At 44.9% G+C, this 7606-nt stretch carries 8 protein-coding genes; 7 read left to right on the top strand and 1 reads right to left on the bottom strand.

Annotated elements, in window-relative coordinates; all coding sequences use genetic code 11:
* From JSQ97_RS12325 to JSQ97_RS12295, 7 genes are all read left to right on the top strand, one after another.
* Positions 1–737: PDDEXK family nuclease (locus JSQ97_RS12325; protein ID WP_205076318.1), on the top strand; the 737-nt coding region annotated here is incomplete at its 5' end.
* Between the two features lie 148 nt (positions 738–885).
* On the top strand, positions 886–2382 hold the full coding sequence (murC, locus tag JSQ97_RS12320) for a UDP-N-acetylmuramate--L-alanine ligase (RefSeq protein ID WP_205076317.1): 1497 nt from the start codon (positions 886–888) through the stop codon (positions 2380–2382).
* Complete coding sequence (locus JSQ97_RS12315) at positions 2379–3245, top strand: YicC/YloC family endoribonuclease (RefSeq protein WP_205076316.1); 867 nt, start codon at positions 2379–2381, stop codon at positions 3243–3245. The genes murC and JSQ97_RS12315 overlap by 4 nt, the downstream gene beginning before the upstream one ends.
* 37 nt (positions 3246–3282) lie before the next feature.
* Positions 3283–3852, top strand: a complete 570-nt coding sequence (gene cmk, locus JSQ97_RS12310; RefSeq protein ID WP_205076315.1) for a (d)CMP kinase — start codon at positions 3283–3285, stop codon at positions 3850–3852.
* Positions 3853–3874: 22 nt separating this feature from the next.
* Positions 3875–4702: an HhH-GPD family protein gene (locus JSQ97_RS12305; protein ID WP_205076314.1), complete on the top strand. Its 828-nt coding sequence runs from the start codon at positions 3875–3877 to the stop codon at positions 4700–4702.
* Positions 4703–4777: 75 nt separating this feature from the next.
* Positions 4778–5926: a tetratricopeptide repeat protein gene (locus JSQ97_RS12300; RefSeq protein WP_205076313.1), complete on the top strand. Its 1149-nt coding sequence runs from the start codon at positions 4778–4780 to the stop codon at positions 5924–5926.
* Between the two features lie 282 nt (positions 5927–6208).
* Positions 6209–6895: a hypothetical protein gene (locus tag JSQ97_RS12295; protein WP_205076312.1), complete on the top strand. Its 687-nt coding sequence runs from the start codon at positions 6209–6211 to the stop codon at positions 6893–6895.
* A 15-nt stretch (positions 6896–6910) separates the two neighbouring features.
* Here the strand turns inward: JSQ97_RS12295 and JSQ97_RS12290 are convergent, their stop codons facing one another.
* Positions 6911–7270: a helix-turn-helix domain-containing protein gene (locus tag JSQ97_RS12290; protein WP_205076311.1), complete on the bottom strand. Its 360-nt coding sequence runs from the start codon at positions 7268–7270 to the stop codon at positions 6911–6913.
* Positions 7271–7606: the final 336 nt, after the last annotated feature.

The following is a 7606-nucleotide window of genomic DNA, read 5'->3' as shown; positions in this document are numbered from 1 at the left end:
CTATTAAATATGTCATAAGCCCAATTAATAGATCTTTGGAGAATATCCCGTCTGATGATAAAGAATTTTCTCAAGCAATAGCGTCGTCTTTGCTAAAAAAACAAGGAGAGAAAAAAGTTGGATTAATTATTTCAGTATGGGATGATTTGGGTATAAAAGGCTGTCTTGATATTGAAAGAAAAGAGGTCGTTGAAACTTTTTGTAATTTGATTGATAAGATTAATTTGCTTGAAATTGAGCATGACAGCGTAGACGATAGTATTATTATGACAGCTTTTGTTCAGGAATTTGAAAGGAGATTAGGGCAAAAAAGAAAATCTCGCGGAGGGAAGTCATTAGAGGATGTAACAAGTTTTTTGTTTGATTTTTATAAATTTAAGTCTTCAGAAGGACCTGAACATTTGGATTTTGATTTTGAAGTCGATAAATGGTTTAAATGTAAGGACGGCTGGACTATAGGGATTAGCTGTAAAAGGACATTGCGAGAACGGTGGAAGCAAATTTCATTAAGCACTGATATTTTGTCTAAAAAGAAAATAAAAGAAATATGGCATTTGATTACCTTAGATAATGACTTATCTGACGACAAAATTGTTACGCTTGGTAGTCAACGACAAAGATTTTATCTTTTAGATGACAGTCAAGCATATATAAAGTATTCAAAAAATGAAGGAACAAAAGATTATGTTCGTCCTTTGTCAAACTTAATAAAAGATATAAGAAATAATATAAAATAAGACATAAAAAACTATTTATAATGTTCATGTATGGATATGAAGATTTTGCGTTGAGGGGCAAGCGTTATTGTACATATATTTTATTCTATTCGCATCTTCGCATTTTCTCCGCATTGTGCGTTTTTTGCGCTTGTGCTAAAATAGCGCCATGTCATCGATTTCTCTTCCGAAAGATTTTACCGGCGTTCGCGTTCACTTCGTCGGCATAAAAGGCACCGGTATGGCGGCCCTCGTCGAAATCCTCAAAAAACGCGGTGCCCTTATAACCGGAAGCGATGTCGCGGAAAGGTTTTACACCGACGCCGTCCTCGAAAAGCTCGGCATACGCGCCCGAGCGTTTTCGGAAAAAAACATCACAGGCGATATCGATTACGTCATCTATTCATCGGCATACGATCCCGAAAAAAATCCCGACTTGATCGAAGCGCGCTCGCGCGGCATACCCTGTCTTTTATACACCGAAGCGCTCGGAGAAGTTTCCGCGCAGTCTTACAGCGCCGCCGTTTCGGGCGTCCACGGTAAAACGAGCACGACCGGAATCGTCGGAACGATTTTCGAAGAAACGGATATCCCCGTGCAAGTGCTTGCGGGCTCCGCCATCGCCTCTTTCGGCGAAAGCTGCACGATGACGACGAAAACTTACGACATAAAAAAATCTCGCAATTATTTTGTCGCGGAAACTTGCGAATACCGGCGCCACTTTATGTCCTTTCATCCTCAAAAGATAATTTTGACGAGCGTCGAAAGCGATCATCAGGATTATTATCCGACCTATGAAGATATAAAAAACGCCTTTATCGATTTTATTTGCAAGCTGCCCTCAGGCGGCACCCTCATCTACTGCGCGGACGACAGGGGCGCCGTCGAAGCGGCCGAAGCGGCATATAAAAAGAGGGGCGACATCGAAATGATCCCCTACGGGGAAAGCGCGCAAGGTGATTACCGCTTGACGATCGGTAAAACCGAAAACGAAGCGCAGCATTTTTCGATCGGCTTTTTGGGAGAGGCTTCTCTTTACGTTCCCGGAAAACACGAAGTGCTCGACGCGTGCGCGGCTTCCGCCCTCGTGCGGGAAATTATTAAAAGCGACGGAAAAGATCCCGATCTCTACCGCGAGCGGATCGTACGCGGCCTTGCAAATTTCAGAGGCGGAAAACGGCGGAGTGAAGTTATCGGAAAAGCGTTCGCAGGTAAAAACTCCGTCGTCTTTATCGACGATTACGGTCATCATCCGACGGCGATCAAAACGACGCTCAAAGGTTTCCGCGAATTTTACGGCGGCAGAAAAATCATCGTCGATTTTATGTCGCATACCTATACGCGCACTGCATCTCTCCTCGAAGAATTCGCTTCGGCTTTTTCCGATGCCGATGAAGTGATCCTGCATAAAATATACGCTTCCGCTCGCGAAAGCGCCGAAGGGGGGAGCGTTACCGGAAAAGCGCTTTTCGAAAAGACAAAAGCGCATCACGGAAACGTTCATTATTTTGAAGAAGTGCTCGACGCGAAAGACTTTGCGCTTTCAGAATTGGCAAAACCGCTTTCACCCGATTTTCCGAACGGCTGTCTTTTTGTAACGATGGGCGCGGGCGACAACTGGAAACTCGGTACCGCTCTTTTTGCCGCGTGCAAGGATGCGCTATGACGAGCATGACCGGCTATGCTTACAGCGAAGCGGAAAACAAAGACTCTTCCGTTTCGGTCGAAATAAAATCCGTAAACGCGCGATTTTTGGATGTAACGATAAACCTCCCGCCGTATTTGAATCGGCTCGAAAAGCGTTTCCGCGAAGCGATCGCCGAAAAAGTCGTGCGCGGAAAAGTCGATGTCTTTATCCGCGTAAAAGAAACGGATCCCGATTGCATCGTTACCGCCGATATTCCCGCCGCAAAGTTTTATGCCCGTGCGATTTTAGATATTGCATCGGCTGTAGGTGCGCAAAAGAATGACATCCTTTCCATCGTCGCCTCGCAGCCCGGCGTGCTCAAAACCGAAATGAGCTATGACATGGAAAAATATCGGAATATGATTTTTCCGGTTTTTACCGAAGCTCTCGAATCCTTTTGCAATGACCGAAAGCGGGAAGGAGAAAATCTCGCCTGCGACATACAAGAAAAACTCGAAACGCTTTTCCATGCCGCGGATTTTTTTAAAAAGCGGCAGCCGGAAATGGAGTTTCTTTTTAAAAAGCAGATTGTGCAAAAATTTAACGAACTTTTGGGAGACGCTGCCGACGAGCAGCGCATCATGACCGAAACCGCCGCCATGATCGTAAAGTATACGATAAACGAAGAAGTCGTCCGCCTGCAAAGCCATCTCGAAGCGCTTAAAAACGAAATGCTGACGAACGCCGCTCCCGGCAAAAAAATCGATTTTTTGTGTCAGGAGATAAACCGGGAAATCAATACGATCGGCAGCAAAAGCCAATTCGCCGACGTCAGCGCCCAAGTGATCGCCGCAAAAGACGCCCTCGAAAACATACGCGAGCAGGCTCGAAACGTCGAATAAATTAATAATCGACAAAAGGAAAATATAAGGAAAATGTATGGCACGGTATAAAATTAAAGACGGCAGGGAACTCCGCATTGCAGTTTCGGGAAAATCCGGCTGCGGCAATACGACGGTGAGCTCGCTCATTGCGCGTTCTCTCGGCATCAAACTTGTCAATTATACGTTCCGTCAGCTCGCCGAAGAAAGAGGGCTTACGCTCGAACAGGTTATCGAAAACGCGAAAAACGACGACGGCTATGACAGATATATCGACACGCATCAAGTGGAACTCGCCGAAAAAGAATCCTGCGTGCTCGGTTCTCGCCTTGCGATTTGGATGCTCGAAAAAGCCGATATAAAAGTCTATCTCAAAGCGAGCGACCTCGCGCGTTCTCGGCGCATCTTCAAACGCGAAGGAGGCGATTTGCAGGGTATCGCCGATTTTACCGCGATGCGCGACAGAGAAGATACGAAGCGCTATAAAAAAATCTACGGTATCGACAACGACGCCTACGAAAAAGTAGCCGATATGGTCATCGACACCGAACGTAAAACTCCTAAAGAGATCGCGGACGATATCCTTTTAGAGCTGGTATCGCGCGGCTTTGTCGAAAAAATCGATTGAGCGGCTGCGGGACGAAAAACGCATGACATTGACTCAAGACGCGGTCGACGATTTTCGAGCGGCGATTATTAAAAATTATAAAGAGCGAGCGAGGGTTTTTCCGTGGCGGAAAACGCACGACGCGTACAAAATACTCGTTTCGGAAATGATGCTGCAGCAGACACAGACGCTTCGCGTCGTTCCGAAATACGAAGCGTGGATCGAAGCCTTTCCCGATGCGCCCTCTCTCGCTTCGGCGCCTTTTTCGGATGTGCTTGCGTATTGGAACGGACTCGGCTACAACAGGCGGGCGAAGTATCTGCAGGAAGCGTGCAGAGAAGTATGCGCTTCTTACGGCGGAAAATTTCCGCGCGAGAGAAAACTCCTCGAATCTCTTCCCGGGATCGGACCGTATACGGCGGGCGCCGTAGCGGCCTTTGCGTTTAACAAAGCCGAAGTCTTTATCGAAACGAATATCCGCTCCGTGTTTATTTTTTTCTTTTTCGGAAACACAAACGAAAAAGTATCCGATGCGGAAATTCTTCCTCTCGTCGAACTGACGCTCGACAAAACGAATGTACGCGAATGGTATTACGCTCTCATGGATTACGGAGCCGAGCTTAAAAAACGCGTGCAAAATCCGTCGCAAAAAAGTGCTCACTACGTGCGGCAGTCTCCTTTTCGCGGCTCTCTCCGCGAAGCGCGCGGCGCCATCGTTCGGCAGCTTACCGAAAAAAAATCGGCCACGCTTTCGGAAATCGCGCGCTCGGAGCGCATCTCTCTTTCACGCTTGGAAAAAGCCGCCCTTCGTTTGCTCGAAGAACGCTTTGTGTGCGAAACGAAGGGCGTGTACCGCGTACGGGAAGACTGAGCGGGAGTCGGTTGCGGTGCATATAATATATACCGTAAATTATGTGTCGCGTTATGTAACTCTAAGAGGAAAGGGATGAAAAAAACTATCATTATTATAGCCGCGGCAACGATATTGTCTTCTTGCGGAACGCTTACACTGTCGGACGGAGCCGTCGATATCCTTATGAGAGGTGCAAAGACGGCGATCGAAGTTGGAGCCTATGAAGATGCCGTTCATTTCTATTCGAGAATATTGTTTCAATATCCGGATGATGATGCGGTACGTTTAAAACGCGCTCTTATTTATTACCGGACATTATATATGCAAAATGCCGTCGATGATTTAAGTTATCTCTTGAAAAAAAATCCGGATGATAAAAATTTATTGTTAAACAGGGCTCTTGTCTTAGCCGATATGCGTGATTACGATGCCGCCCTTCGCGATGTGAAAAGGATTCTACAAGATAATGATAACGATGCTGCCGCGATTGAATTGAACGAAGAATTACAAACGCTTCACGATAGAGACATACAAACCGTTCTCGACTATAATAAGGTGCTTTCCGAAAATCCTGATGATCCGATTGCATTGTATAAACGCGGTATGTTCTTTTTCGATTCCGGCGATACGGAAATGTCGGTATCTGATTTGACAAAATTCGTTTTGTTGTCCGATGACGCTGTTATGCTGAAAAACGCTTATACGGTATTAGGCGATATCTCCGCTATAAAAAATATGTATAATGATGCGCTTGTATATTATAAAAAAGCGTATGCGCTGCAAACCGCCGATGCGGAAATTTATAAGCGTATGGGATATATGTATTATTGCAATGCCGATTATGAAACAGCTGTAATATATTATAATCGCGCAATTAAAATAATAAAAAAATCCGATTTTCTGTATGGACGGGGATTGTGTTATTATGCGTTGGAAAAATATAAAAAAGCGCTTTCCGATTTCAATGCATGTATTTTTAATTATGATATCAGTTTTAATTTTTGCAATTCCGAATTTTATAAGATTCGTGCATTGACGTATGATAAAATAGGAGACAAAGATCATGCTAAAATCGAATATCGCAACGCATCTCGTTATATGAACGTTAAAGCTGATTGCGGACATCTCCTTTTTATGAGCATCTCGAAAAACTCACCTTTAGTGATTTTTCAAGCGAGCAAAACAAAAAGAATTTCGCAAAAAACCGTATATTTATGCAATGACGCGGGTAATAAAAATTAATAATTTTTTTCCGAAATTTGCAAAAAAGTGCGGAAAATCGACCTGTTTTAAGAGAGGGCGGCGCGATTTTCGCCTGACGATTCGATTGTATAAATATGCGATAAAATAGCATATTTATGCATAATTAAAATCGATTTGTAACGCAATACGTTCGCTGATATAATAGGGATACTGCGTATATTACGGTTCGGTTAAACATTTCTCAAAATCCGACATTGCAGGAAGTATCAGCTTTCGGAAATGCCGCATTAGTGCGCGATTTATTTTACGATGGGGGCGACTATGAGTACAAAAAAATCGACAGATACCGGCTGCTTATCTGTAATCATGTTTTTTATCATGATAAGCTATACCGTCAGCTCAATTCGAAACTGTTTTACCGGCGGAAAGAAAAAAGCGGAAACGCCACCCGTGCAAGAGATACAACGAACACCGCCGGTGCAAGAATACGTCGTGCCGCCTGAAATTAAAGGGAAGTATCGCATCGCGTCGACAAAGGATGTATCGTTTCCGACGGTCAAACGCTATGTGTACAACGTCGTTGTAACGGGAGAGCCGACAAAGGCGGAGCTGACTGAAATCGCATACACGGTTTTTGAGGCTGCGAAGCGGCGGACGCCGTTCAACGCTTTATCGGTCGTGTTTTACGATTACGAGTGCCTTATTTATCACGGCATCGTCATGGGCTATGCCGATTTCGCGCCTGACGGAGACTGGGGCAAGGCGATGGATGTGCAAACCGGCAATTACCGGACGATGAAAATTATCAATGAGATCGAAGAGCCGTACTGGCCGAATGCGGTTACGGAAAGAGAAGCGGAGATATACGCCGATTTCGATACCGCATTGTTTAAGGATGATACGGCAGATGAAGATGTCGTTGCTTCGGAGTTCGCGGAAAAATACGGCATGACGGAAAAAGAGTTTCACGATCTGTGTATCCGTGTAGTTGCGCGGTTACGAAAATAAATCGGGTGTGTCGTTTTATCTGAAAAAATCCCCCGCGTCGCAGCCGAGCGCTTTTGCAAGTTTTTTCGCGCTTATTGCGCCGATGCTGCGCTTGCCCGTTTCCATACGTGCGATATTTGCGGACGCGATCCCGCACTTTTCGGCAAGGGCGGCTTGCGTCAGGTTCGCGTTTTCACGACGAATTTTAAGCACTTTTGCGGGAGTGAGACGCGCTTTAATCTTCTGGAAATAATCCCACTCTTCGATGTTCTGCGGAGTATCGTCATCAATGATTTGCACGTCGGGGATATTCTTTTTTAAGATACGAATAAATGCGTTAATGCCTTTACCGGCTACTTTCACATCAATACGGGGCGTTTTCACGACTACCTGCATAATATACCTCTACTGTAAAAGTTCCTTTTTCCCATGTCCAGCAAGCGACCCAATGGTACTTTAAGTGACAATGATATCGATTCTTTCCGAGTTCAGAAAAGTTTCGCCAATTTTTTCTGATTGCGCCGTTTTTCTGTATATCTTCGACGAGAAGCGCAAATGTTTCCTGTATTGCTTGCGGCATTTTTGTGATCATTTTTTTTGTACGAGATGTCAGGGTAACGGTGTATCGCGCTTCCATGTTTATATACTATCATATTTGATAGTATATGTCAAGTATTTTTTACCGCAAAACCGGACACAGTGCCTGCCGACGGCATCCTTGCCGTCTTTTCG

This window comes from Treponema sp. Marseille-Q4523 (assembly GCF_016901105.1).
GTDB lineage: Bacteria > Spirochaetota > Spirochaetia > Treponematales > Treponemataceae > Treponema_D.
Note: the sequence above shows the minus strand (reverse complement) of the source record. Positions and strands in the feature narration are given on the sequence as shown.